The sequence below is a fragment of the Pseudarthrobacter sp. CC12 genome (assembly GCF_039907755.1).
In the GTDB taxonomy this organism is placed as follows: Bacteria; Actinomycetota; Actinomycetes; order Actinomycetales; family Micrococcaceae; genus Arthrobacter; species Arthrobacter niigatensis.
In genome coordinates, this window is sequence record NZ_JARDJH010000017.1 from 47,589 (window position 1) to 72,160 (window position 24,572).

Annotated in this window: 23 protein-coding genes; 17 read left to right on the forward strand and 6 right to left on the reverse strand. The window is 67.2% G+C overall.

Annotated features, from left to right (window positions below):
* Positions 1–4: 4 nt before the first annotated feature.
* Genes PV772_RS13105 through PV772_RS13115 form a run of 3 tightly spaced genes read right to left on the reverse strand, consistent with a single transcriptional unit; the run spans position 5 to position 3,306 of the window.
* Positions 5–1,024: a transketolase C-terminal domain-containing protein gene (locus PV772_RS13105; RefSeq protein ID WP_141158520.1), complete on the reverse strand. Its 1,020-nt coding sequence runs from the start codon at positions 1,022–1,024 to the stop codon at positions 5–7.
* Complete coding sequence (locus PV772_RS13110; RefSeq protein ID WP_347886419.1) at positions 1,021–1,932, reverse strand: transketolase; 912 nt, start codon at positions 1,930–1,932, stop codon at positions 1,021–1,023. The genes PV772_RS13105 and PV772_RS13110 overlap by 4 nt, the downstream gene beginning before the upstream one ends.
* A 36-nt stretch (positions 1,933–1,968) precedes the next feature.
* On the reverse strand, positions 1,969–3,306 hold the full coding sequence (locus tag PV772_RS13115; protein ID WP_347886420.1) for an MFS transporter: 1,338 nt from the start codon (positions 3,304–3,306) through the stop codon (positions 1,969–1,971).
* Positions 3,307–3,492: 186 nt separating this feature from the next.
* Between PV772_RS13115 and PV772_RS13120 the strand changes: the two genes are divergently transcribed.
* The 5 genes from PV772_RS13120 to PV772_RS13140 all read left to right on the forward strand — a co-directional run bounded on the left by PV772_RS13120 (position 3,493) and on the right by PV772_RS13140 (position 7,933).
* The gene (locus PV772_RS13120) at positions 3,493–4,317 is read left to right on the forward strand and encodes a sugar phosphate isomerase/epimerase (protein ID WP_347886421.1); all 825 of its coding nucleotides are present in this window, start codon (positions 3,493–3,495) and stop codon (positions 4,315–4,317) included.
* A 29-nt stretch (positions 4,318–4,346) separates the two neighbouring features.
* Positions 4,347–5,120: an SDR family NAD(P)-dependent oxidoreductase gene (locus PV772_RS13125; protein WP_347886422.1), complete on the forward strand. Its 774-nt coding sequence runs from the start codon at positions 4,347–4,349 to the stop codon at positions 5,118–5,120.
* 33 nt (positions 5,121–5,153) lie between these two features.
* Positions 5,154–6,923, forward strand: coding sequence for a dihydroxyacetone kinase family protein (locus PV772_RS13130; protein ID WP_347886423.1), 1,770 nt, complete (start codon positions 5,154–5,156; stop codon positions 6,921–6,923).
* Positions 6,920–7,411 carry an RpiB/LacA/LacB family sugar-phosphate isomerase gene (locus PV772_RS13135; RefSeq protein ID WP_347886424.1) on the forward strand — a complete coding sequence of 164 codons (492 nt, stop codon included), beginning with the start codon at positions 6,920–6,922 and terminating at the stop codon, positions 7,409–7,411. Before PV772_RS13130 ends, PV772_RS13135 begins: the two co-directional genes overlap by 4 nt.
* 81 nt (positions 7,412–7,492) lie before the next feature.
* Positions 7,493–7,933, forward strand: coding sequence for an SRPBCC family protein (locus tag PV772_RS13140; protein WP_347886425.1), 441 nt, complete (start codon positions 7,493–7,495; stop codon positions 7,931–7,933).
* On the opposite strand, the gene PV772_RS13145 is transcribed toward PV772_RS13140, so the two are convergent.
* Complete coding sequence (locus PV772_RS13145) at positions 7,911–9,467, reverse strand: carboxylesterase/lipase family protein (protein ID WP_347886426.1); 1,557 nt, start codon at positions 9,465–9,467, stop codon at positions 7,911–7,913. The two genes, PV772_RS13140 and PV772_RS13145, sit on opposite strands and share 23 nt — an antisense overlap.
* A 103-nt stretch (positions 9,468–9,570) precedes the next feature.
* On the opposite strand from PV772_RS13145, the gene PV772_RS13150 reads away from it, so the two are divergent.
* Positions 9,571–10,323: a GAF and ANTAR domain-containing protein gene (locus PV772_RS13150; protein ID WP_347886427.1), complete on the forward strand. Its 753-nt coding sequence runs from the start codon at positions 9,571–9,573 to the stop codon at positions 10,321–10,323.
* Here PV772_RS13150 and PV772_RS13155 read toward each other — a convergent pair.
* A complete protein-coding gene (locus PV772_RS13155) occupies positions 10,308–10,613 on the reverse strand; it encodes a hypothetical protein (protein ID WP_347886428.1) in 306 nt (101 codons plus the stop codon). The two genes, PV772_RS13150 and PV772_RS13155, sit on opposite strands and share 16 nt — an antisense overlap.
* A gap of 243 nt (positions 10,614–10,856) precedes the next feature.
* Here PV772_RS13155 and PV772_RS13160 point away from each other — a divergent pair, with 243 nt between their 5' ends.
* From PV772_RS13160 to PV772_RS13170, 3 genes are all read left to right on the forward strand, one after another.
* Entirely contained in the window at positions 10,857–11,141 is a 285-nt protein-coding gene (locus PV772_RS13160) for a hypothetical protein (protein WP_141158509.1), read from the forward strand.
* Between the two features lie 35 nt (positions 11,142–11,176).
* The gene (locus PV772_RS13165) at positions 11,177–11,614 is read left to right on the forward strand and encodes a universal stress protein (RefSeq protein WP_141158508.1); all 438 of its coding nucleotides are present in this window, start codon (positions 11,177–11,179) and stop codon (positions 11,612–11,614) included.
* A 75-nt stretch (positions 11,615–11,689) separates the two neighbouring features.
* A complete protein-coding gene (locus PV772_RS13170) occupies positions 11,690–12,520 on the forward strand; it encodes a nucleoside hydrolase (protein WP_347886429.1) in 831 nt (276 codons plus the stop codon).
* 54 nt (positions 12,521–12,574) lie between these two features.
* On the opposite strand, the gene PV772_RS13175 is transcribed toward PV772_RS13170, so the two are convergent.
* Complete coding sequence (locus PV772_RS13175; RefSeq protein WP_347886430.1) at positions 12,575–13,834, reverse strand: family 1 glycosylhydrolase; 1,260 nt, start codon at positions 13,832–13,834, stop codon at positions 12,575–12,577.
* Positions 13,835–14,056: 222 nt separating this feature from the next.
* Here PV772_RS13175 and PV772_RS13180 point away from each other — a divergent pair, with 222 nt between their 5' ends.
* The 8 genes from PV772_RS13180 to PV772_RS13215 all read left to right on the forward strand — a co-directional run bounded on the left by PV772_RS13180 (position 14,057) and on the right by PV772_RS13215 (position 24,563).
* Positions 14,057–15,613: an ABC transporter substrate-binding protein gene (locus PV772_RS13180; protein ID WP_347886431.1), complete on the forward strand. Its 1,557-nt coding sequence runs from the start codon at positions 14,057–14,059 to the stop codon at positions 15,611–15,613.
* A gap of 62 nt (positions 15,614–15,675) precedes the next feature.
* Positions 15,676–16,629, forward strand: coding sequence for an ABC transporter permease (locus PV772_RS13185; protein WP_141158504.1), 954 nt, complete (start codon positions 15,676–15,678; stop codon positions 16,627–16,629).
* Complete coding sequence (locus tag PV772_RS13190; RefSeq protein ID WP_347886432.1) at positions 16,626–18,716, forward strand: dipeptide/oligopeptide/nickel ABC transporter permease/ATP-binding protein; 2,091 nt, start codon at positions 16,626–16,628, stop codon at positions 18,714–18,716. Before PV772_RS13185 ends, PV772_RS13190 begins: the two co-directional genes overlap by 4 nt.
* A complete protein-coding gene (locus PV772_RS13195; RefSeq protein WP_347886433.1) occupies positions 18,713–19,717 on the forward strand; it encodes an ABC transporter ATP-binding protein in 1,005 nt (334 codons plus the stop codon). The genes PV772_RS13190 and PV772_RS13195 overlap by 4 nt, the downstream gene beginning before the upstream one ends.
* 71 nt (positions 19,718–19,788) lie before the next feature.
* Positions 19,789–20,709, forward strand: a complete 921-nt coding sequence (locus PV772_RS13200; RefSeq protein WP_347886434.1) for an MBL fold metallo-hydrolase — start codon at positions 19,789–19,791, stop codon at positions 20,707–20,709.
* A gap of 65 nt (positions 20,710–20,774) precedes the next feature.
* The gene (locus PV772_RS13205; RefSeq protein ID WP_347886435.1) at positions 20,775–23,069 is read left to right on the forward strand and encodes a family 78 glycoside hydrolase catalytic domain; all 2,295 of its coding nucleotides are present in this window, start codon (positions 20,775–20,777) and stop codon (positions 23,067–23,069) included.
* The gene (locus PV772_RS13210) at positions 23,069–24,019 is read left to right on the forward strand and encodes a glycoside hydrolase family 43 protein (protein ID WP_347886436.1); all 951 of its coding nucleotides are present in this window, start codon (positions 23,069–23,071) and stop codon (positions 24,017–24,019) included. Before PV772_RS13205 ends, PV772_RS13210 begins: the two co-directional genes overlap by 1 nt.
* Positions 24,020–24,095: 76 nt before the next feature.
* On the forward strand, positions 24,096–24,563 hold the full coding sequence (locus tag PV772_RS13215) for a phage tail protein (RefSeq protein ID WP_141158499.1): 468 nt from the start codon (positions 24,096–24,098) through the stop codon (positions 24,561–24,563).
* Positions 24,564–24,572 lie beyond the last annotated feature (9 nt).

The window sequence follows — 24,572 nt, forward strand, 5'->3', positions numbered from 1 at the left end:
TCCGTCAGCCGAGTTCGGCGAGGACCTTGGCCACGATGCGGTCCACGGATAGCCCGTAGCGCTCGTGCAGGGTGGGCAGGGCGCCGGCGTCGAGGAACTGGTCCGGCAGCCCGATGGGCACCACGCGCTTGCCTGCTCCGGCGGTGACGACGGCGGAGGCAACAGTTTCGAAAAGCCCGCCCACCACGGAGTGGTTCTCCAGGGTGACGGCGAGCCGGTCCGTGTTGATTTCCTTGAGGACGGTTTCGGCGTCGAACGGCTTGATGGTGGGGGTGTGCACGACGGCGACGTCCACGTTGTGTGCCGCCAGGGCCTTGGCTGCCTGCAGGGCACGCATGGTCATCAGTCCGGAGGAGATGAAGACGACGTCGTTGCCGCCGCGCAGCACCTTGGCCTTGCCGAGTTCGAACGTGTAGCCGTACTCGTCCAGGACGGTGGGCACGTTGCCGCGCAGCAGCCGCAGGTACGTGGGTCCCTCGGAGGCGGCGAGCTGCGGGACGGCCTGTTCGATGTCGATCGAGTCGCAGGGGTCAACGATGGTCAGGTTGGGCATGCCGCGGAAGATCGCCATGTCCTCGGTGGCCTGGTGGCTGGGGCCGTATCCGGTGGTCAGGCCGGGCAGGCCGCCCACAATGTTGACGTTAAGGTTCGGTTCGGCTGCGTCCAGGCAGAGGAAGTCGTAGGCGCGGCGGGCTGCGAACACCGAGTAGGTGGACGCGAACGGCACCAGCCCGGTCTCGGCGAGCCCGGCGGCGGCGCCGAAGAGCAGCTGCTCGGCCATGCCCATCTGGAAGAACCGCTCCGGGTAGGCCTGGGCGAAGATGTGCATGTCCGTGTATTTGCCCAGGTCCGCGGTCAATCCCACGATCTTGTCGTTTTCCTGTGCGGCCTTGACCAGGGCGTGCCCGAACGGTGCGTTGGAGGTCTTCTGGCCCGGGTCGGCGAACGACGCGATCATCGCCGAGGTCTTCAGTTTCGGCTTGGCCGCTGCTGCGGTGTCGGGGGCCTCGGTGGTGGTGCTCATGCTGAAGCCTTTCCTTCGTATCCGGCGGTGAGCTGCTCGCGGCAGGTCTGCCATTCGTTCTCTTCGATGCGCATGAAGTGCGCCTTTTCGCGGTTTTCCAGCAGCGGAACGCCGCGGCCCACCTTGGTGTCGCACAGGATCACGGAGGGGCGTCCGACGGCGGCGGCCCGGGCGGCTGCGTTGTCGAACGCTGCCAGCAGCGCGCCGACGTCGTTCCCGTCCACGCGCTGGGTGTACCAGCCGAAGGATTCCCACTTTTCGGTGACCGGCTCGGTGCGGAGCACGGTGTCGGTCTTGCCGTCGGCCTGCAGGGCGTTGATGTCCACCATGGCGGTGAGGTTGCCCAGCTGGTGGTGGTGCGCGCCCATGGCGGCCTCCCACGTGGAGCCTTCGTCCAGTTCGCCGTCGGAGAGGAAGTTGAACACCCGGGCAGACGAGCCCTGGTAGCGCAGGCCCAAGGCCATGCCGACGGCGATGGTCAGCCCGTGCCCCAGCGAACCGCCGGAGATTTCCATGCCGGGGGTGTAGGTGGACATCCCGGACATCGGCAGCCGCGAGTCGTCCGAGCCGTAGGTTTCCAGTTCCTCCACGGGGACGATCCCGGCTTCGGCGAGAGCGGCATAGTGGCCGATGGCGTAGTGGCCGGTGGAGAGCAGGAACCGGTCGCGGGCTTCCCAGTGCGGGTCCCCGGCGCGGAAGTTCAGCTGGTCCCCGTAGACGGTGGCGAGCATGTCCGCGGCACCCAGGGCCTGGCCAACGTACCCCTGGCCCTGGACCTCGCCCATGTTCAGGGCGTGGTGCCGGATGCGGTACGCGGCGGCGCTGATCTTCTCCAGCCGTTCGGGCGTCACTGCGGTCTGCAGTGTTTGACCCTGCGGGGCGGCGTCCTGGACGGTATCTGTAGGCATTGCTGGCTCCGTGGTCGTTTCGTGCGCGGTGGTCATTCAGGCGTTGACGGTGTTCGGGGTGCTTTTGGTGGCCTCGTCAGCCAGTTCGCGTTCCCGCTTGCCCCAGGTTTCCCGGGTAGCGACGGCGGCCCAAAGGCCGATCAGGGCGTACGCCCCGAAGAGCAGTGCCGGGCCCATCCAGCCGAAGCTGACGAACAGCAAGGTGGTAATGAACGGCGTGAAGCCGGAAACCATGGCCGAGATCTGGTACGCGAGGCTGGCACCGGAGGCGCGGGTCTTGGCCTGGAAGAGCTCCGGGAACCAGGCACCCTGGGCGCCGGCCAAGGAGTTCTGGCAGACCGCATAGGAGATCACGATGGTGAGGATGATGGCGATGAACAGGCCGGTGTTAACCAGCAGGAACATCGGGATCGCGAACAGTGCGGCAAAAGCGGTGGACCAGACATAAAGGGGGCGGCGGCCAATGCGGTCCGTCAGTGCGGCCCAGGCCTGGGTGGCGAAGATGCCGATGGCAGACGCGATGCAGAGGGCGACCAGGGTCTGGGTCTTGTCCGCCAGGTGCTGGCTGTTGAGGTAGGAAATCATGTAGGTGATGGATACTGCGTAGCCGGCAGTCTCGGCGATGCGCAGGCCGATGCCCTTGACGATGTTGCGCCAGTCAGTCTTGATGACCTCGACGATCGGTGCCTTCACGATGGTGCCGCTGTCCTTCACCTCATCGAAGACCGGGGATTCCGGGACCTTGGACCGGATGATGAGGCCTACGACGACCAGCACGATGCTGGCCAGGAACGGGATCCGCCATGCCAGCTCACCTCCGAGGCCGGTGCTCGCCAGGAAAGTCAGGTTGGCAAGCAGCAGGCCCACGGGGAAGCCGGCCTGGACGATTCCGGTGAACTTGCCCTTTGATTTCCAGGGGGCATGCTCGTAGCTCATCAGGATGGCGCCGCCCCATTCCGCGCCGAAGGCCAGGCCCTGGACGATGCGGACGAAGACCAGCAGTGCCGGGGCCAGCAGTCCCACCGCGGCGTAGGTGGGGAGCAGGCCAATCGCGAAGGTTGCCAGGCCCATCAGGATGAGGGAGGCGACCAGGACCGGCTTGCGGCCCACCTTGTCGCCGAGGTGGCCGCCGATGATGCCGCCCAGCGGGCGGGCGGCGAAGCCGACGCCCAGGGTGGCAAAGGAGGCGAGGGTCCCCGTTACGGGATCGCTGCCGGGGAAGAACGCGGTGCCGAAGTACAGTGCGGCAGCGGTGCCGAAGCCGATGAAGTCATACGTCTCGATGACGGCCCCCACGCCGGATCCGATGGCAACTCGCCGGGCGTCCTTGGTGCCGTGGACCGGCCCGCGCATGGTCAGAGCATCTTTGCTCATGGTGGTTCCCTTTCGAAAAGCGGCTGGAGGAAGTCCGCCGCTGTCGACTGTTAACAATTGATGGACACCAGTGTGACCTACATCATTATGACCGTCAACAGTCGACTTTTAGAGTTGACTGTTGACAGTTAACGAACGTATTGTGGTCCCCATCACTACCGCCCGGCACGAACCAAAGGATCAATGATGTTCCACTCCAGACTTGGGTGCTCATCCATCAGCTTCCGGCACCTGGACCTTGGCACGGCCCTGCGCACCATGAAGGAACTGGGCTTCGAAGAAATCGATCTGGGCGCCCTGCCCGGCGTTTGCGACCACGTGCCCTACGGGCTCAACGCGGCCGCGGTGGACACTGTCTCCGCCGAGGTCAACGCGTCCGGCCTGCGGGTCCGCTCCGTGAACGGCGACGTCGGTGACCTCAACAAGGTGCTCGACGACGAGGGCCGGGCTGCGCGGGAGCGCCACCTCGACGCCCTGCTGACCCTGACGGCCAACATAGGGGCGAAGGCATTGGTCCTGCCGTGCGGCGCCCTGGACCATACCCCGGTCCGGAGCGTCGAAGAGGATCTGGACCTCGTGGCCGCCCAGCTCACCGGTGCCGGACAGCGGGCCGCGGAGTTCGGCGTCGGACTTTGGACCGAGTCCCTCCACTTCCTTCGGTTCTGTTGGAACCTGGAGCGCGCAGGACTCCTGGCCGACCGCCTCGCCGGTTCCGGCGTCGGAATCGTCATGGACTTCAGCCACATTGTGGCGTCCGGCGAAGATATCCAGGCCTACCTGGACCGGCACCAGGGCCGCATCAGCCACGTCCACCTGCGCGACGCCGTGCCGGGGAACATCAACCTCAGCATCGGCAACGGTGACGCCGACTTCGCCGGCGGCCTGAAACGCCTTGCCGCCGACGGCTACACCGGCCACTTCTCGCTTGAACTGGAAACCCGGGACGTCACCAATGACGAACGCCCGGCCGCCGCCGCCAAAGCGGCAAGCTTCATCACCGACCTCATCTGAGCCCCAAAATCAATTCAAGGAGCACCACCATGACCACCATCCAGCGCACCGCAGTCCTCACCGGAGCAACCTCGGACCGGGGCATCGGCATCACCACGGCCCGCCGCTACGCCCGTGACGGCTGGGGCATCGTCATCCTCGACCTCGACGGCGAGAAGTCCGCCAAGGTCGCAGCCGAAATCGGCAACGAGTTCAACGTCCCCGCCTTCGGCCACGAGATCGACGTCGCCAACGAAGCCTCCGTGATTGCCGCCCAGGCCGCGGTCGCCGCCGAAGTGGCAGCGGGCAACCTCGCGCCCGTCGGCGCCTTGGCCAATATCGCCGGCATCACCTCGCCCGTCCCGTTCCTGGAAACCACCCTGGAGCTGTGGCACAAGGTCATGGACGTCAACGCCACCGGTACCTACCTGGTGACCAAGGCCTTCCTGCCGGACATGATCGGCAACGGCTGGGGCCGGATCGTCAATATGTCCTCCGTGTCCGCCCAGCGCGGCGGCGGCGTCTTCGGCAAGGTCCCCTACTCCGCCGCAAAGGCAGCCATCCTGGGCTTCACCAAGGCCCTGGCCCGTGAGCTGGGCACCACCGGCGTCACCGTCAACGCCATCACCCCCGGTGCCGTGGACACCAACATCCGCGTGGGCAGCACCGAGGAGCAGGAAGCAGCCATCAACGCCGGCATTCCGCTGGGACGCAACGCCACCACCGAGGAAGTGGCCGCCGTGATCGCCTTCCTCTCCTCCGAGGACTCGGCCTACCTCACCGGCACCACCGTCGACATCAACGGCGGCAGCCACATCCACTAGCAGCCGGCCCCGGCGCCAGCCAGAAAGCTCCCAATGACAAAGATCTTCAATGACCCCTCCGACTTCGCCGAAGAAGCCCTGGCCGGGTTCTGCGACGTCCACTCGGACCTGGTCCGGCAGGTTCCCGGCGGTGCCGTCCGCCGCTTCCGGCCGGCAAAGCCCAAGGTTGCCGTCCTGGCCGGCGGTGGCTCCGGGCACTACCCGGCGTTCGCCGGGGTGATCGGCACCGGCTTCGCGGATGGAGCGGTGGTGGGAAACATCTTCACCTCGCCTTCCGCCCAGCAGGCCTACTCGGTGGCCAAGGCCGCAGAGTCCGGCGCCGGTGTCGTCTTCACCTACGGCAACTACGCCGGCGACGTGATGAACTTCGGCATGGCCAGCGAGCGCCTGGCCGCCGAGGGCATCGCCGTCGACAACGTCCTGGTGACTGACGACATCGCCAGCGCCCCGCCGTCGGAATCCGCCAAGCGCCGCGGCATCGCCGGTGACTTCACGGTCTTCAAGGTGATGGGCGCTGCCGCCGAGAATGGCGCGGACCTGGCCGAAGTGGTCCGCCTGGGCCGCAAGGCCAACGAGCGCACCCGCACCATCGGCAGCGCCTTCGCCGGCTGCACCTTCCCCGGCGCAGGCGCCCCGCTGTTCACGCTCCCGGCGGGGCAGATGGGCCTGGGCCTGGGCATCCACGGTGAACCCGGCCTGCACGACACCCACCTGCCTTCGGCCAAGGAACTGGGCCGCGAACTGGTGGCCCGCGTACTCTCCGAAACCCCGCCGGACGCCGGCAGCCGCATCGCCGTCATCCTCAATGGCCTCGGCTCCACCAAGCATGAGGAGCTCTTCGTCCTCTGGGGGACCGTGGCACCGCTGCTGCGCGCCGCCGGCTACACGCTGGTGATGCCCGAGGTGGGGGAGCTGGTCACCAGCCTTGACATGGCAGGCGTCTCGCTTACCGTCACCTGGCTTGATGAGGAACTGGAACTGCTGTGGGTTGCCCCTGCCGAGACTCCTGCCTACCGCCGGGGCAGCGCTGCCCGGGAGACCGGGGCGCGTGGGGTCGAGGAAACGTCCGACGGCGGCGCGGCCGCTGTTGCGTTCGTTGCCACCGCATCCTCCCGCGGGTATGCCGCGGCCTGCGTAGCGGCCATCGACGCCGCCCGTTCGTCGCTGCACGACGCCGAAGAGCGGCTGGGCCGCATGGATGCGATTGCCGGTGACGGCGACCATGGCCGGGGCATGGTCCGCGGCGTGGACGCGGCCGCCGCAGCCGCGTCCGCCGCTCTGGGCCACGGTGCCGGAGCCGGCGATGTGCTGGCTGCCGCCGGGGACGCCTGGGCGGACAAGGCAGGCGGCACCTCCGGTGTCCTGTGGGGCGCTGGACTGCGGGCTTTCGGTGAAACGGTGGGCAATGCCTCCGCACCCGCTCCCAGTGCCCTTGCGGCAGCAGTGACGGCGTTCGCGGACCGGATTGTCCAGTTGGGCAAAGCCGAAGCGGGGGACAAGACCATGGTGGACGCGCTGCTGCCATTTGTTGCCGGGTTCAGCCGTGCGGTGGGCTACGGCGTGGAACCGGGCCGCGCCTGGGAGGACGCGGCACGCGAGGCGGCCATCGCCGCGGAAGCCACCGCGGACCTCCTGCCACTCAAGGGCCGGGCCCGGCCCCTTGCGGAAAAGAGCCTGGGCACGGCGGATCCCGGCGCCACATCGCTGGCCATGGTCTTTGCCGTCATGGGGCCGCACTTCACCGGTGCCACCGGGTCCGAAGGCAGCACCACCACCGTTGCGGCGACGGCCGCTGAGTCATGACAACGGAAGGGAACACCATGGGGCTGCGGCTCATTGTCGGCGCGGACGAAGCCGGCGTGGACTACAAGGACAAGGTCCTCGCGGACCTGCGGAACGATCCGCGCGTCAGCGAGGTCATCGACATCGGCGTCAACCGGAGCGACGCCCCGAATGATTTCACCAAGCCCTACCCGTATGTGGGCATAGCGGCCGGCGAGATGATCAGGGACGGCGCCGCTGACCGGGCCATCCTGTTCTGCGGTACCGGAATCGGCGTCGCCATCGCCGCCAACAAGGTGGACGGCATCCGCGCCACCGCCGCGCACGACTCGTTCTCGGTGGAGCGGTCCATCCTGTCCAACGACTGCCAGGTCCTCACCATGGGGCAGCGCGTGGTGGGCATCGAACTCGCCCGCCGCCTGGCAAAGGAATGGATCGGGTACACGTTCGATCCGGCGTCGGCCTCGGCGGGCAAGGTCAAGGTCCTCACCGACTTCGAGGGCTGCTAAGCCGGGTCCCGGCCCGCGGGGCGGCGGCTGTTCGGCAACACGGCTGCCCGCCCCGTTGCGCGGTGCTCCTACACTGGGGTGATGATCACAGTCACCGGAAGTGTGGAAACCAACCTGTCCGCGGAGAAGGCCTTTGCCTTCATGAGTGAGTTCGAAAACACCACTAAGTGGGATCCCAATACCCCCGTGATGGACAAAATCACCCCGGGGCCCGTTGCCGTAGGCCACAAATACCACGCTGAGTCCGAGTTCCGCGGAAAGCGCCAGACGCTGGTCTACGAGGTCATCGAGCTCACGGACAACCACATAAAACTGCGCGGCGAGAACAAGACCGTCACCTCGTTCGATTCCATCGATGTCAGGCCCAATGGGATCGGCTCCGTGGTGACGTACACGGCCGAGTTCAGCATCCACGGGCCGGCCAAGATCATCCAGCCGCTGTTGAAGCCTGCCTTCAATTCGCTGCGTGATCCCGCGTTGAACGGGATCCGGGACACGCTTAATTCGCTGGCAGCGGCCTGACGCCTGCAAAGAATTCCCGGATCCCACTGCGCGGATCGTCCTCAAGCCGGGCTCCGTCGTCCAGCATCATGGTGCGGCGCGCGTCCCCATATTCCGGCCACTCCAGCCCTGCCGTGTCCGGCGATCCAGTGCGCGCAAAGGCTGCCCAGGCCCCGCTCATGGTGTTGCTGAGGGACTGCGGCGCCGCGCCCCGGGTGAGGAACGCAGCCTCCGGCGCGTCCAGGTGCCGGAAAACGAACGGGATGTCCAGGGCATGGCAGGCGCCCAGCTTTCCGCCCATCGCCGGGCTGCGCCAGGTGAACAGGTAGGCGAAGTTTCTCCCGGCCGCGCCGTTTGGCGCGGCCGGTTGGCGCGCTGCCAAAAGACGGTTGGTGGGCTGGCGGTAGACGGAATCGGCGATGGCGGCTTCAAGGATTTCCTTGCCCCCGGGCTCCCGGGACAGTACCCGGGCCAGTGCTTCGGTGTAGCCCGGTGCCTGGGCAGACGGAACCCCTGCGGCGGCGAGGACGGCGGCGGCGCGGTCAGGATACCCCGGGTCCTCCGGGGCAGCCGGGCGCATTTCGACGGCGAAGGAGCCTTCATTGAGGTTGGTTCCGGCCAGCAGGTCCACCCCGCTGTTGAGCCCGCGGCGGATACCGTCCAGCGGCGGCTCCGGCAGTGAGGGTGTCCCCACGGTCGGCTGGAAGGGCAGCGGGACGGCGTAAGTCTCCGCCGCGATCCGCTTTTCCAGGGCGGCCTGGGCCTCAAGCAGCCGCCCCGCGGGGAGGGTCAGCAGTTCCTTCGCGGATGGTTTGTCCAGGCCGCACAGTTCCAGGAATTGCGCGCTGATGTGCGCGGATTCGTCCGGCCGCCGGTACCGTTCCGCGGTGCCGCTCTGCATGATGGCGCGGTGGAAGAGCCCTTCCGACGACGGCATGCCCAGCAGGGTGCCGATGGCCGCGGCGCCTGCCGACTCGCCAAAAACAGTGATGTTTTCCGGGTCGCCGCCCAATGCCCCGATATTCCGGCGTACCCAGCGCAAGGCTTCCAGCTGGTCCAGCAGGGCGACGTTGGACGAGTCCTCGTACCCTGGGCCAAGCAGGTCCGCCAGATGCAGGAAGCCCAGGGCGCCCAAGCGGTAGTTGATGGACACGAGCACCACGCCCGCCGCGGCGGCCAGCCGGGCGCCGTCGTACATGGCGTCGCTGTTGGCGCCCAGCAGAAACGCGCCGCCATGGATCCACACCATCACCGGCCTTGCCGGCCCGTCCCCCGGCGGGGCCCAGATGTTCAGGTTGAGGCAGCCTTCTTCGCTCCATTTCCGCGGCCTGCTGCCCGGCGGGGCGGGGTTCTCCAGGTTTTGGGGTGCTGCGGGGCCGGCGGCGGTGCAGTCCAGGACGCCTGCCCACGGGGCTGCCGGGACCGGAGGGCGGAAGCGGTTGGCCCCCGACGGCGGTGCAGCGTAGGGGATGCCAAGGAACCGGCGGATAGTGGTCCCTTCAGCTTCGAGGGAGCTGCCGAGGATGGACCCGGCGGGGGTGGAGAGACGCGTCATGGTTGACAGGTTACGGCGTCCGCACAGGCAGGCTGGCATCACCGTTCGGCAGTGGGCGGCCACGATGCTGTGGCTCTTCATAACTGTCCGGGAGGTAAGACGCGTGCCCCACGCCGACGTCTTTGGTGCCGAAAATTGTGCTGACGTGGCCCTGCATCTTCAGGAGTCGTTCCTCCATACCCCCGAGGTCGGGGCGATCCTGCAGGATCTCGCGGCCTATGCCGTGGGCCGCCTCGGCAGCACCGATCCCGGGTGTTCGTGCGAAATCACGGTACTGCGGCCCAAGAAACCCGTGACCACGGCCTGCAGCATCCCTGCCGCGAAGGTGATGAACCAGGTGGAGTTCAAGCACGGCGACGGTCCGGGTTTGACGGCCATGCGGACCAGCGCCACGGTCCTGGTGGCCGACCTGCGGCTGGAACAGCGGTGGCCGGACTATGTCCAAGCAGTGCAGGATCAGGGATTCCTTTCGGTGCTGAGCATCCCCGTGGAGCTAGAGGGGGACGCGCAGGGCGTGCTGACGTTCTACTGCTCGCATCCCGTCGACCCCCGCGACAACCGCGTGGATGTTGCGGAGACGTTTGTGCGCCGGGCCTCCAAGGGCCTGACGCTCTGCCTCCGCATGCTCAGGCTGGAGGAGACCAGGGACGGCATGACCGCCGCCATGCAGACCCGCACCGTGATCGACCTGGCTACGGGGGCCATCATGGCTCAAAACCGCTGCACCCAGGACGCTGCCTTCAAACTGCTTCGGGAAGCATCCAACACGCGCAACATGAAACTCCGCGATGTGGCGGCCATGGTGATCTCGTCAGTGGCCGGGGTAACGGACACCTTTACCTACTTCGACGAGTAGGGGCCCTTCCGCTCCGGATCCTGCGGCTCCGGTTGGAGGAGGAACAGGGCATAACTGCTGAGCGGGACGCGCAGTAGCAGGCCCTGGGCGGCACAGTGTTCGTTGACGGCCTGTGCCAGGGCGTCCCGCTCCTTCGGTGACAGGGTGCATTGGCCGGCGCAGTAGTCGCGGATGAGCTGTTCCGAGGCGTCGCCGCCCAAGCCGACGAACTCCAGCCACAGCTGTGCCAGATCCAGTCCGTGCTCCTTGATGACAGCACCGGTGAGGGCCTGCTGGTCAACGTCATCCATCGTCCCGTCCTAGCCTTGGTTATGGATTCCTGCAGCTGTGGTTCGGAACGGCGGCGTGGACGGATGGGAATGAACCGCAAATATTTCGCTGGGAGACTGGCGCCACGCCCCTGCGCATGGACTCGCCCCGGCGCTGCCGTCGCCGCATCCAGCGCCGGGGGACCTTCGCCCCTAGGCGGCGAACCGGACCCGGAAGTCAACTTGAGTGTCTGGAGCACGCGAGTACAACAGGAGGCAAGGACCATGGGCGCATGTGATGTCTGCGGCAGCAGCGAGGGCCGCATGTTCACCGTCAGTATGGGAAACCAGACCGGCACGTTCGACAGCTTCGAATGTGCCATCCACATGATGGCTCCGGCATGCGAGCACTGCGGCTGCCGGATCCTGGGCCATCCCGTTGAAAGCCAGGCAGGCATCTACTGCTGCCTCCATTGCGCGAAGGAAGCGGGCAACCCGCACCAGGCCGCGCATGCTGAGCATACGACGGTGGCCGTGCCGGCGGAAGGCACGTCGGGAGGGCAGCGCTAGCGTTGCCCTGAAGAAGCGACAGGAAAAGGGAGACCGTGGCGGACAGCGGGAGTTTCAGGATTGTGGTGGGCGTTGACGGGTCGGACCAGTCCAGGGCAGCTATGGACTGGGCAATTGAGGAGTCCAGGCTGCGCACGGGAGAGGTACAGGCCGTGACCGCCTGGAGCTTTCCCTATGTCAGCGATGCCCTCGGCACAGCCTGGGACTATGACATCTTCCAGAAGGACGCCCAGGCCATCCTCGAAGAAGAACTTGAACGCGTCAAGAACCAGGGCGTGACGGTCACGGGGCGCATCGTGGAGGGGAATCCCGCGTCGGCGCTCATTGAGGCCTCCCGGGACGCTGACCTGGTGGCGGTAGGTTCACGCGGCCACGGCGGCTTCACGGGGATGCTGCTGGGTTCAGTGTCGCACCAGACCATCCATCATGCGCACTGCCCCGTGCTGGTAATCCGGGAGCCCGACGCGGGATAACCACCGCGGTACCTTCGCCTTTCAGTGAATGGAAACGCCCTTCTGTGGGTCCCGCGCTGCCGCAAGGCTTGCAGCATGGACATGATTCGGGTGGAGCCCCGCTGCCGCGTGCTGATCGACAACGACTGGGCGGGTGACCCGGACGGGCTGGTGGCCCTGGCCCACCACGCCATGTCGCCCGCCAACGCGATCGTCGGCGTCACAAGTTCCCTGACCAACCCGATGTTTGGGCCGCCGGCGGGCATGGCGCAGAAGGGTGCGAACCTGGCCGGGGAACTGTTGCGCGTCCTCAAGAGCCCGGAGCCGGCAGTGGCCCACCCGGGATCCGACAGCCCCTTCACCGGACAACCCCGGGACAACCCGGCTGCCCGGGCGATCGCTGCCACCGCAGCAGCCGGCGGAGTGCTGCCCCTGGTCCTTGTCTGCGCCGGCCCGCTCACCAACGTGGCCGATGCGCTCCTGCTGGATCCCGCCGTCGCCTCCTCCCTCACCTTGGCTTGGGTTGGCGGGGCCACGGCGAATGATGAGGAATACAACTACTTCACGGACCCGGCCGCCGCAGACTTCGTGCTCGGGAACCAGGAGCTGTCCGTGTGGCAGTTCCCGGCAGAGACGTACCGGCAGGTTGTTGCCCCGGTGGCCGAACTTGACCATGCCTTCAGGAACTCGGGCGCGGCAGGCGCCTGGCTGTGGGAGCTCTTCAACAGCCTGGACGTGCCGGACTTCGTGAAATTCGGGCCGCTGTGGTGCCTGGGTGACAGCGCACCCCTGGTGGTTACCGGCCTCGACGATGCCACGTCCACCTTCACGGAAACACGCAACCATCCCTCGCGGCGGACCTACCCCTCCGTGGACACGCGGCTGATCATGGCGGATTTCCTCGCAAAGCTGCGGCTGCAGCAGTAGCAGGCTAAAACAATGGCCCGGACCGCCACAGGCGGTCCGGGCCACCCGCTGCTGTCAGGCGTGCAGCGGCGCCCCCGCCGGTGCCTGCTGCCGGGCGAAGTTGCCCAGCCAGCGCGCGCTCTCCTTGGGAGTCCGTGCCTGGGTGGAACGGTCGACGGCGATCAGGCCGAACTTGGGCCCGTAGCCGAAGATCCACTCGAAGTTATCGAACGCGGTCCAGGCGATGTACCCGCGGACGTCGATGCCGTCCGCAAGGCAGGAAGCAACGCCGTCGACGGCTGTCCGCAGGTACGCCACCCGCTGCGTGTCATCCTCCGTGGCCAACCCGTTCTCGGTGACCATCACCGGGATGCCGGCAACGCGCCAGGCCTCGCGGATGGTGGCCTCCAGCGCTTGGGGATAGATTTCCTCGCCCATTTGGTTGACGGCCACGCCTTCCGGAGCCGGAGCGTGGCCGTCCGGGCCGTACACGGTGCGGCCGTAAGTCTGGATGCCCACGAAGTCGTCGCCGCGGGAGGCTTCCAGGAACCGCTCGTTGACGTCCCGGCGCACCTGGGCCGCGATTTCTTCGCCGCCGGGGACCGACTGGATGTCCGAGTTGGCCAAGGTCCAGCCCACGCGCAGATCCGGGCGGTGTGCCTTGATTGCTTCGGTGGCCGCCTTGTGCGCCGCGAGTTTAACGTTGAAGCCGGCCTCCGTGGAGCAGAACTGGAACGGGGCAACCGTGCTGGCGTCCACGCCCAGGCGCTGTGCGGCAGCCGCCCACATGGGGACCTTGCCGCGGTTCTCCGGCGCTTCCCCGCCGATGCCGAATGACTCCAGCAGCCAAGGGAGGTTGGGCTCGTTCAGGGTGCAGGCGACGCCGATCAGGTCACCCAGGTGCGCCATGACCCGGCCGCAATAGCGGGCGAACAGCTCCGGCGTGCGTTCGCCCTCCCAGCCGCCCGAACGGAGCAGCCACAGCGGTGACGCGAAATGGTGGAACGTGACCACCGGCGTCAGCCCGTGCTCCCGGCAGGCCTCGAGCACCCGCTTGTAGTGGTCCAGCGCAGCCACCGAGAAATGCCCTTCCTCCGGTTCGATCCGGGCCCATTCCACGGAGAACCGGTAGCTGGTAAAACCGAGGAAGGCGATCAGGGCAATATCCTCCCGGTACCGGTGGTAGTGGTCCACGGCATCCCCGGACGGCTCCGCGAAAATGGTGCCCGGAAGGTGTTCCAGGAACCAGACATCGCTGTTGACGTTGTTGCCTTCCACCTGGTGGCCTGCGGTGGCCACGCCCCAAAGGAAGTCCTGCGGAAACGGGTTGGTCATTGGGGTTCCTCTCATCATGGACGCACGCCGGCGTCCCAGGCCTCACTGCCTGCCTCCATCCTGTCCAACCGCGTGACCGCCGCCACAATACTTTTTCAATCAATGACATTCTCATGTTTGGTCCAGCAGGCCCCAACGGATTCTTGAAGGGAGCCGGACAGCCCCGGCCCCTCGAATTTCCTCCGTTTGTCACCGTCATAGAAGAATGCGAAGGCGCACCAGATGAAACTTATGACCTCCACCGCACGCGGCAGCGCTGCCGTCCTGACGGGTGCCCTGCTGATCGGCTCCCTGGCCGCCTGTGGCGGCGGATCCAGCCAGGCCTCCGCCAAAGCCGACACCGGCAGCATCACGCTGGCCATCGACAGCGACTCGGCCTCCTTCGGCTACGACCCGCTGCGCGTCTCCGCAGCGCAGCGCCAGTTCTTCGAAGGCCTCTACGACAGCCTCATGACCCTGCAGCCGGACGGTTCCACGGGGCCGGGCCTGGCCAAGGAGTTCAGCTACAACGCGGACAACACGGTCCTGACGCTGACACTCAGGGACGACGTCACGTTCACGGACGGTTCCAAGCTGGACGCCGCACTGGTCAAGGCCAACCTCGACCGCCGCTCCGATCCCGCACTGAGCGCGTACTCGGCCGTCGCCAAGGGTGGTGCGCAGGAAATCACCTCCGTGGATGTGGTGAGTCCCACCCAGGTATCCCTGACGTTCGCCAAGCCGCAGCCGGGATTTGAAAAGAACCTGGCCTCCACCACCGGCATGATCGTGGGCAAGAACGGTGTCACAGACACCGCCAGCCTGTCGGCAACCCCGGACGGTTCCGGCCCGTACACCCTGGACCCCTCCACCGTGAAGGGCAACAAGTACGTGATGGTGAAGAACGACAAGAGCGCCGACGCGTCCAAGTACGCCTACAAGAAGGTGGTCTTCAGCGTGGTCCAGGACCCGCAGGCCCGGGCCAACGCCCTCGTGTCCGGCCAGGCGGACGTGGCCATGCTGACCTCGAACACGGTTGACTTCGCCAAGTCGAAGGGCGTCGGGGTCACCCAGATCGGCGGCACCGTCAACACCATGATCTCCTTCGACAAGATCGGCAAGACCGCCCCGGCGTTCGCCCAGGAGAAGGTCCGGCAGGCCATCCAGTACGCCATCAACCGCCAGGCCCTGGTGGACGCCCTGCACAAGGGCGATGTCCCGGCCTGGAACGCCCTCCCCAAGGATTCAGCGGGCTTCACCAAGGACCTTGAAACCGAATTCGCGTACAACCCGGACAAGGCCAAGAGCCTGCTGGCCGAGGCCGGCTACCCCAACGGCTTCGAGTTCACCATCATCGCCAGCGCCCAGACCCAAACGGACCTGCAGGCCGTCCAGAAGGACCTCGCCGCCGTCGGCATCACCATGAACGTGAAGATGGCCGCGTCAACGGATGAAGCCTTCGCCGCCGTCGCCACCACACCCCTGGGCTACGCGCCGCTGAACTGGGACAACCCCGTCGGCGTGATGTACGGCGTGGTCCTCAACGGCTTCACCAACGTCCAGAAGGCCACCGATGACCAGCTCAGCGCCGCCACCGGCGAACTGGCCGCCGCCAAGGACGACGCCGCCGCCAAGGCAGCCGCCACGAAGCTGAACACCCGCCTGATGGAGTCCGGCTGGATGATCCCGCTGTACGAGGCGCTTACCAACCAGGGCTACAACACCAAGAAGGTGGCTCCGGTGAAGTTCGCCGGCACCAACGCCTACCCGCTCCTTTCGTCCTACACCCCGGCCAGCTAACACCCGCACCGTCCTGCCGGGTGCTCTCCGCCACGGGAGCACCCGGCAGGACGGCCTGACCGATGGAGGTCACCATGGCACTATTCATCACCAAGCGCCTGCTGATGGCGCTGGCCACCGTGCTGGTGGTTGCGGTGCTGGCATTCCTGCTGGTGCACGCGATGCCGGGCAGCCCCGGGGCCGTGTCCCTCGGCGCCGGAGCCTCCCAGGAGGCCATCGACGAGGTCAACCAGCGGCTGGGCTGGAACGACCCGCTCCCCGCGCAGTTCTTTACCTGGCTCGGTTCCGCGGTCCAGGGCGACCTGGGCATCTCGCTCATCGATGGCCGCTCCGTCAGCGCGGACCTGGCGAGCCGGTTGCCTGTCACCGCCTCCCTTGCCGCCGGTGCCACCATCCTCAGTGCCGTCCTGGGCATCGCCCTTGGCGTCACCGCGGCCGTCCGCGGGGGAGTGCTGGACCAAGCCATCGGCGGCTTCGTCGGCCTCCTGGTGGCACTGCCCGCGTTCTGGGTGGGTGTCCTCTTCGTCTACCTTTTTGCCGTCCAGTCCTCCATCTTTCCCGCCACCGGCTACGTCCCGTTCGAGGTCTCCCCGCAGGACTGGGCGCTGTCCCTGGCGCTGCCGGTGATCACCCTGGCAGTGGGCGGTGCGGCCTTCATCGCCCGGCAGACCAGGGCCTCCATGCTCGAGGCCCTGCAGCAGGAACACATCCGCACGCTGCGCGCCACGGCCACCCCCACCTGGAAAATCCTCTACGTCCACGCCCTGCGCTACGCCAGCCTGCCCATCGTGGCCGGCATCGCCCTGCAGTTCATCGGCCTGTTCGGCGGCTCCGTCATCGCTGAGCAGCTGTTCGCCATGCCCGGCCTGGGCCAGGCCGTCCAGACCTCGGTCAGCACCCATGACGCCCCCGCCGTGCAGGGCGTGGTGGTCATCGCCACCGTGGTGGTGGTCGCCGTCAACCTGGTGCTGGAGTTGGCCACCAAGTTCCTCGACCCGAAGTTGCGTGCCTCATGATCCCTTCAATGGCTCCGGTCCCCGCAGACCAGCTGGAAACCCCGACGCCGGCAACGGCGCCCGTGCGCAATGCCGGCAAGGCCGCCATCGCCAAATTTTCCGGACACCGGCTGTTCGCGTCGCCCGGCGCCGTGGCCGGGCTCGTCTGGCTCGTGGCGATGGTCGCCGCGTCACTGACCGCGCCGCTGTGGCTGCCGTACAAAACCGAGGACCAGGACTTCACTGCCGTCCTGTCCGGCCCCACCGGCGCGCACTGGCTGGGAACGGATGAACTGGGCCGTGACATCCTCAGCCGCATCTTCGCCGCGGCGGCAGGCACCCTGGGAACGTCCATGCTCACGGTGATTGTCGGCGTCGGGCTCGGCACCATCCTGGCCATGCTTGCTGCCGGCGCCGGTGAACGGACCGAAGGCGTGATCAGCCGGGTCACCGAGGTCATGATGTCCCTGCCGGGCACGGTGATTATCCTGGCCGTGATCGGCGCGGTGGGAACCAACATCCCCGTGGTCATGGCCATCCTGGGCATCCTGATGTCCGCCGGTATCTACCGGGTGATCCTGGGCCAGGCCAAGTCGCTGCAGTCCCAGCTCTATGTGGACGCGGCCAAGGTGGACGGCGCCAGCCCGCTGCGCATCAGCCTCCGCCACGTCCTGCCCGGGCTGGCCAACACCATCGTGGTCCAGGCGGCACTCATCTTCGCCGTCGGCATGCTCATCCAGGCCGGCCTGGCTTTCATCGGCTTCGGGCCGCCCATCCCGCAGCCCAGCTGGGGCGGCATGATCCAGGGTGCCTCCCAGCATGTCTACGATGCCCCGTGGATGATGGTCCCCACCGGTGCCGTCCTGGCGCTCACGGTCCTGTCGGCCAATGCCATCGGCAACGCCCTGGGCAAGGCACCCAACGCCGCCGCACCGCACCTGCCCTCCGCCGCGGCACGCAGGCAGCGCTCAAAGGCCGTCGCCGCAATCGCCGCCGCCCCTGTCCCTACCGCGAAGGACGGCGCCCTTGTTCGGGAAACGGCCAAGGGGACGCTCAGTGTCCGCAACCTCTCCGTCGGCGTCGACAACGGCGTCCGGCTCGTCACCGACGTCTCCTTCGACGTAGAACAGGGCACGGTCCTGGGCCTGGTGGGGGAGTCCGGCTGCGGCAAGACGATGACCGCACTGTCCCTGCTCGGGTTGCTGCCCTCCGGCGTTTCCGTCACCGGCGGACAAATCCTCTGGAACGGCAGGAACCTTGCCGCGACCACGGACAAGGACATGGAATCCGTCCGCGGCCGCGAAATCGCCCTGATCAGCCAGGAACCCATGCGCGCCCTGGACCCGATGTTCACCGTCGGCTACCAGCTCACCGCCACCATCCGCCGGCTCCGCGGAATGGGCAACGCCGAGGCCCGCAAGGAAGCGCTCAGCCTGCTGGAGAAAGTGGGCATCGTTGATGCTGCCCGGATCCTGAAGACCTATCCGCACCAGATCAGCGGCGGCATGGCGCAGCGCGTGGCGATCGCCCTTGCCCTCTCCGGACAGCCCCGGCTGCTGGTGGCGGACGAACCCACCACTGCCCTGGACGTTACGGTCCAGGCCGAAATCCTTTCCCTGCTCCGTGCACTGGTGAAGGACACTGGCATGTCCGTGGTCATGGTCACCCACGACCTCGGCGTGGTGGCGGACATCTGCGACCAGGTGGCCGTGATGTATGCCGGGCAGGTGGTGGAAAACGGCAGGACAGCAGCCATCCTGGACAGCCCCCGACACCCGTACACGCTGGCCCTGCTGGCCGCGGACCCGCACGCCAACCATGCAAACGACATGCCGGAACGCCTCGCCACGATTCAAGGGCAGGTACCCCAGCCCAAGGACTGGCCCACCGGCTGCCGGTTCGCCGCCCGCTGCCAGTTCGCCGGCTCCGCCTGCCTCGAACCCGTCCCCCTGCTGCCCTCCGGCGCAGCAGAGGGCCTGGTGCGGTGCGTCAAAGCGGACCAGCTCGCCGTCGAAGGCATGGACTGGCTGGCCACCGACATCCCGGCCTCCCGCCTGCTCGAGGTCACCTCCAAAGAGACGCTACTCACCGAAAAGGACATGGCATGAGCACCGCAGTCACGGAGCGCCCAGGGCCCACGCCGGCCACCACCGTCCCCATGCTCGAAGTGAAGGACCTGGTGGTGCGCTACGGCCGCGGTCGCCGGGCAGCCACAGCACCTGCCGCCGTCGATCGCGTCAGCTTCAGTATCGCCCGCGGTGAAACGGTGGGCCTGGTGGGGGAATCCGGCTCCGGCAAGTCCACCATCGGCAAGGCAATCCTTGGCCTGCAGAAAGTTTCCGGCGGCACCATCAACTACCAGGGCCGGGACATCACCTCCGCCACCGCGGCCCAGCGCCGGGACCTGGGCGGGGAACTGCGGGCCGTCTTCCAGGACCCCAACTCCTCCCTGAACCCCAGGAACACCATCGGCACCTCCCTGGCCGAACCCCTGCGCCTGCGCGGCATCGTCACTGCGGAGGCCCGGGTAAAGGCCGAGGACATGCTGGAACGTGTGGGCCTGCCCCGGGAGGCCGTGGACCGGTACCCCAGCCAGTTCTCCGGCGGCCAGCGCCAGCGCATCTCCGTGGCACGCGCCCTGATCTGCGATCCGCAGCTGGTGGTCTGCGACGAAGCCGTCAGTGCCCTTGACCTTTCCACCCAGGCGCAGGTACTCAACCTGCTGGCCGACCTCCGCGACGAGCGGGGCCTCAGCTACCTGTTCATCGCGCACGACATCGCCGTGGTGCAATTCCTGGCCCAGCGCGTGGTGGTGCTGTACCGCGGCCAGGTGATGGAAAGCGGTCCTGCCGCCGCCGTCACCGGGAACCCGAGGCACCCGTTCACCCAGGCGCTGGTGGCGGCCTCCCCGGTGCCGCGTCCGGCGGAGCAGGCGGCGCGTCGGGAAGCCCGCGAATCACTGGGCGTCCGTACCGGGGCCGCTGCGGTGCCCGCACCCGGCGGCTGCCCCTTCCGGCTCCGCTGCCCGCTGGCCACCGACCTGTGCGCCACCGAACGGCCGGCGCTGCGCCGGGTGGGGACGGCCGACGTCGCCTGCCACTACGCCTGAACCTCCAGTCACCGAAGGGGACGCCACCCCATCGCTGCAACGACAGCCTTCAACACAGAAGTGGAGTCCTGATGACAGAGCAACTACAGCGGCCGGCTGGATCCAGCGACAGGATCGTCATGCTGGGAGTCAACGGCGGTCCCGTCGTGGGTCCTGACGAAGCCAAACCCGCCTTGGCACTGGTGGTCAATGACGCGGTGTATCTGGTTGACTGCGGGCTTGATACGCCCCGACAGCTCGTCAGGGCCGGACTTGGATTCGCCGGCATTCGCAACGTGTTCATCACGCACCACCACCTGGACCACACTTCCGGACTGCCGGGACTCCTGCTGCACGGGTGGACAGCACGCCCGCCCCTGCCCCCCGTGGATATCTGGGGCCCACCCGGGACTAAGCAAAAAGCAACGAATCTCCTCGCCGGCTTCGAGGACGAGATTGCCCTTTTCGAGTCCGGCGGCGGTTTCGGTGCCTTCATGGCACCTGATGGCCATGACATCGAGGTGCCCCCGGACAGGGCAGTCGTCCCCGTCATGGAAGACGCCAACGTCCGTGTAGATGCCACCAGGGTGTTCCATGGCCCGGAAGTGGCGAACGCCTATGCCTACCGGTTTACGGTCAAGGGCACCGGCAAGGTGGTGGTGTTTTCCGGTGACACGGCCGCCCATGACGCTAATCTTGCCGCCATCGCCAAGGGGTGCGATGTGCTCGTCCATGAAACGCAGGACAACAGCGCCATTGAGCGTATCGCAGCCGAACTTCCCTTCCCGCGTGGAGAGGAGCTGAAGAAGCATCTGTTCGAGGCACACTCCAGCGTCCTCGACCTGCCTGCCGTAGCCCTTGCTGCGCAAGCCAAGAAGCTGGTCTTCAGCCACTACACGCCTGTTGCGCAACCGCCGTCCACCTGGCTTGCGCTGGCGGTTCCCGCGGCCGAAGCCGTCGGCTACGAGGGGGAAATCATCGCCCCGAATGCACTGGACGTTATACCCCTTTAGCCCACCGCCCGGCTGTCACTGCCTGCACGCCTGTAACCCGCTACACAGAACGGACCCCTCCTTCCATGACTTCCACTCCTTGGCTCGCTGCCATGATTTCGCCCGGGCAGGACTTCGACGGCGCCCCGCGCCTCCGCAAGGAATTCCGGCTTGAGGAGGGCCACGGCGGCGTGGTGAAGGCGACGCTGCGGGCCACCGCCTTCGGCATCTACGAGGCCTGCATCAACGGCACGCAAGTGGGGGACGACGTCCTGAGCCCAGGTTGGAGCGCCTATGAGTGGCGGCTCCGGTACCGCAGCTATGACGTCACAACCCTGGTGACGCCCACCAGCGTGCTGGGCGTGGAACTGGGCAACGGCTGGTACCGCGGCCGGCTGGCCTGGCACGGCATGGCCAACCTCTACGGCAGTGAGCTGGGATTCTTCGGCCAGTTGGACATCGAGTTCGCGGACGGCCACGTGCAGTCGATCGCCTCCGATGCCTCCTGGCAGGCAGGCCCGTCCGCCACCACGTCTAACGACCTCTACGACGGCCAGACCATCGACGCCCGCCGCCTTCACAAAGGGTGGGCGGAGCCCGGCTATGTGCCGGGCGCTGACTGGACCGGCGTGCGGGAGCTGGCGTTCGACGCCGACCGGCTTGCTGAGCCGGTCGGGCCGCCCGTGGTTCGGGCCGGCGTCGTGCGTCCCGTGGAAATCTTCACGTCTCCCTCCGGCCGTACCCTGGTGGACTTCGGCCAGAACCTGGTGGGCTGGCTCCGGTTTACCGTGCAGGGCGAGGCCGGACAGGCCATCACCGTGCGGCACGCCGAGGTCCTGGAAGCCGGAGAGCTGGGTGTCCGACCCCTGCGGTCAGCCAAGGCCACGGACACTTTCATCCTCTCCGGCGGCCTGGACTCCTTCGAGCCCACCAAGACCTTCCATGGCTTCCGCTACGCCGAGATCGCCGGCTGGCCGGGAACACTGACTGCGGATGACGTTGAGGCCGTGGTGGTCCACTCCGACCTGGAACGCACCGGCACCTTCGAATGCTCCAACGAGCTGGTGAACCAGCTGCACCGCAACATCGTCTGGGGCCTGCGCGGCAACTTCCTGGACCTGCCCACTGACTGCCCGCAGCGCGACGAACGGCTGGGCTGGACCGGGGACATCGCCGTGTTCGCCCCCACCGCCGCCTACCTGTACGACGTCAAGGGCTTCCTGCAGGACTGGCTGCTGGACCTCGCCGCCGAGCAAAAGGCGACAAACGGCCTGGTACCCATCACCGTGCCCGATGCCCTGAAGTACTGCCCGCAACCGCCGGAATTCCCGGCCCCGGAATCCTCGGCGCTCTGGAGCGAAGCCTCCGTGTGGGTGCCGTGGGCACTCTGGGAGGCCTACGGGGACATCAGCGTGCTGCGGAACCAGTACGAGTCAATGGCCTCGCACACCCGCCGCGTGGAGGGGCTGCTCTCGCCCACCGGCCTGTGGGACTCCGGCTTCCAGTTCGGCGACTGGCTGGACCCGGACGCCGCGCCGGACCAGCCATGGGCGGCCAAGGCGGACACCGGCGTGGTGGCCACCGCCTGCATGTACCGCACCGCGCGCCTCACCGCGCGAACGGCCGGACTCCTGGGAAAGCACGACGACGAGGCACACTTCGAGGCGCTCGCCGCCCGGGTGCGGAACGCCTTCGCCGAGCACTACGAGGCGGCCAGCGGCACCATCCGCAGCGACTGCACCACCGTGTACGCGCTGGCCATTGCCTTCGATGTGCTGGAGACGCCGGAACTCCGCGGGTTCGCAGGCAACCGCCTGGCGGAACTGGTGCGGGACAATAACTACCGGGTGTCCACCGGGTTCGCGGGAACGCCGTTCATCACCCACGCGCTCACCGACACCGGCCATGTGGACGAGGCCTACCGCCTGTTGCTGGAGCAGGGCTGCCCGTCCTGGTTGTACCCGGTGACCATGGGTGCCACCACCGTCTGGGAACGCTGGGATTCCATGCTCCCGGACGGCACCATCAACCCCGGCGAAATGACCAGCTTCAACCACTACGCCCTGGGTGCGGTGGCGGACTGGATGCACAAGGCCATTGGGGGCATCCGGCCGGCCGAACCCGGCTACGCGCGCGTACTGATCCAGCCGCAGCCGGGGGAGGGGATCAGCTGGGCCAGGACGTCCCTGAAGACCCCGCACGGTGAGGTCCGGGTGGAATGGACGCTCGACGGCGGTGCGTTCCGTCTGGAGGCAACCGTCCCTGCCGGGGTGGCGGCCGACGTCGTGCTTCCGGACGGCGAGCGGCACACGGTTGAGGGCGGCGAGTACCACTTTGCCTGCGCACCGGCACCTGTGCTCGATTACCAGGCGAGCCGCTGATGGGCCACCAAGCGGTCCAGCACCTGCGCCTCGACGGGATCCGGATGCGGGACCCGTTCATCCTGGAGGCCGCTCCCGGTGACTTCGTCTTGTTCGGAACCAGCGATGAGAACGTGTGGGGCGGCCCCGCCACCGGCTTTGACTGCTACACCAGCCGCGACCTGGAGCACTGGGAAGGCCCCATCGCGGCGTTCCGGCCGCCGGCCGGCTTCTGGGCGGACACCCAGTTCTGGGCGCCGGAGGTGTATGCCCTGGACGGACGGTTCTTCATGCTCGCCACCTTGGCGACATCCTCCGGTGCACGTCCGCGCGGTGTTGCGGTGCTCGCCTCTGACAACCCCACCGGCCCCTACCAGCCGTGGAGCGACGGGCCGGTCACCCCGCCAACCCAGCCGTGCCTGGACGGAACCCTGCATGTCGACGACGGCGGCGCCCGCTGGCTGGTTTACAGCCGCGGCACCGAGGGGACGCCGGCTGGACCGGGAATCCGGGACGGGGAACTGTACGCGGTCCACCTCTCAGCGGACCTGCGCTGCACCGTTGGAGAGCCGGTCCTCTTGTTCGCGGCGTCCTCGGCCAACTGGACCCGTCCCCTTCGTTTCCCGGAGGGCGTGGAACCACCAAAGGGGCTCAACCTTGCCACGGACCCGTTGTTCACCGATGGCCCGTTCCTCATCGGCGGGGCCGGGGGCACCCTGCTGATGCTGTGGTCCAGCCACGGCGAGGACGGGTATGCCATGGGCCTCGCCGAATCGGCCAGCGGAACCGTCACAGGGCCCTGGATCCAACGTCCTGAACCCCTGTGGTCCAGCGACGGCGGCCACGGCATGGTCCTTCGCGCGTCCGGCGGCCGTGACTACCTGGCCTTTCACTGGCCGAACAGCACGCCCGACGAACGTGTGCGACTGACCGAAGTGGACGTCAGCGGGGCGGGTATCCGGATCCTGTGACGCGGGCCTGCGGTGCCGGATGCAACACGGGCGCTGATCTGCAACGATGTGCCACAGGACAAAACCAGGAGGACTCATGCCGTACACCGTGGATTTCAAGAACGTCTCGACTGTTGGTTTGGAATCGTCGCCGGTTGCCGACGCGCTGGCGGGGCTGCGCGCCAACGAGGCGCGCTACTACAAGAACAAGTACGACCACGACTTCACCACCACCCCGGCGGAAGATGATCCGGAGACGCTGCAGTACATCACCAACATCCTGTCCGCGGAGCGGAACCTGGTCATCGCGTCCAAGCCCCTGGAGGTGTCATCCTTCGAGGTGGACGGCCTGCGGATGGCGTACGTCTTCTACGAATCAGGGCTGTCCATCAATGTCATGTACGGCCTCGAGGAAGGTGGCAAGCGGGCGGTTGGCTTCAAGCTTTCGGACGGCATGGAGGTGCCTGAAGAACTGGCCTCCAGCTTCAAGTTCGCCCGTCAGAAGTCCAAGCTTGCCGGCACCATCCGTGGCTCCTACTTTGTGATCAAGGGCCAGTACAACTAGGGCAGCAGC